At 32.0% G+C, this 1,504-nt stretch carries 2 pseudogenes; one reads left to right on the forward strand and one right to left on the reverse strand.

The features are described 5' to 3' along the window. Nucleotides 1-265: 265 nt before the first annotated feature. Nucleotides 266-883 (forward strand): annotated as a pseudogene (locus V7183_RS24980) (alanine:cation symporter family protein); the annotation flags it as partial. A 151-nt stretch (nt 884-1,034) separates the two neighbouring features. Here V7183_RS24980 and V7183_RS24985 read toward each other — a convergent pair. After that, nucleotides 1,035-1,504: pseudogene (locus tag V7183_RS24985) on the reverse strand (ABC transporter permease); the annotation flags it as partial.

Raw genomic sequence — 1,504 nt, forward strand, 5'->3', positions numbered from 1 at the left:
ATTAAAATAGATTTATATACATTGTAATATGAATACCCTCAAATTTCTTCCTATTTTTCTCAGTTCGCGTTTTAAATAAGATATCTATTAAAATATGTACTAACAAATCTATTTCGAGAAATTTCCTCTTTGTAAGATTTCTGTTATAGTATTAAACGTCGCTTTTTATACTTAATGTTATAAAACACATTATCATGATAAGAATAAGGAGGATTACACACATGGATTTCTTTGAAAATGTCATTACTCCGATTCATAAGCTTATTACAACAACGAAGCTAGTATGGGTAGTGCACCGAATGCAGCTGCGACTGCTAACGTAACACACCCTGTTAAACAAGGTTTCATTCAAACACTTGGTGTCTTTACAGATACATTATTAATATGCAGTTGTACTGCTTTTATTATCCTTTTATCAGACGTTCATACTGGAACAGATTTAAATGGTATCCAGTTAACACAAGAAGCGTTAAAAGCACATATTGGTCCTTGGGCTCCAATCTTTGTCGCTGTGGCCATCTTCTTATTTGCATTCAGTTCTCTAATCGGAAATTACTATTACGGTGAGACAAATATTGAATTCTTAAAAGGAGGCAAAACAGCGCTTATGATTTACCGTATCACTGTAATTGGTATGGTATTCCTAGGTTCTGTTGCAACAATTCAAGTTGTGTGGGATTTAGCTGACCTATTTATGGGCGTTATGGCAATCTTCAACTTAGTGACAATTATTTTCTTAAGTAAATATGCATTTGCAGCACTTAGGGACTATATGAAGCAAAAAGAAGCTGGACAAGACCCGGTCTTCTACGCTGACAGCATTCCTGGTTTAGAAAACACAGAATGCTGGGATCGTGAAAAAATAGAAGAAAAAGTTGGTTAAAAAAAATCCCCGCGGCAAGCGGGGATCTTTTTCTATTTCATATATACATGTAAAGTCATATTACTAAAAATACAAATTAATTTGATTTAATAAAGCCTTTCTTTTTATACTCATTCGGTTCTTCGTATATATTATTGTTTATATAAAAATTTTATAATACATCACGCTTTTGGAATAATGCACTCGATGCAACGAGCAACACTACAAAATACACAATTACAAGTAATAGCGATGTTGTAAAATTAAATTCTGCAAATGGTGGTTCCATTCCACCGCTAATTAATTTATTACTATCGTACACATTTAAATTGAGATGGAAAAATACAACAAATTTCGCAACACCTTTTGCAAACATCATAAGTAACATATCAATTGTATTTTGTAAGAAAAAGACAAACATGGTAATAACTAATGGCAATACAGACTTCCTAAAGATATTTGCTAAAAACATGGACAATGTTATATAAAATAGAACTGGTACCATCTTATACACTAAAATCTTCAGTAACATAGCAACTGTTAATTCTTCTTTCCCTCCACCAAAACTAACTACTCCAATTAGCATGGAAATGAATAAGGCAACAATTGATATAAGTATTACAGTCAATATAACTGTTACAT

This window comes from Bacillus sp. JJ1127 (assembly GCF_036965845.1).
GTDB lineage: Bacteria > Bacillota > Bacilli > Bacillales > Bacillaceae_G > Bacillus_A.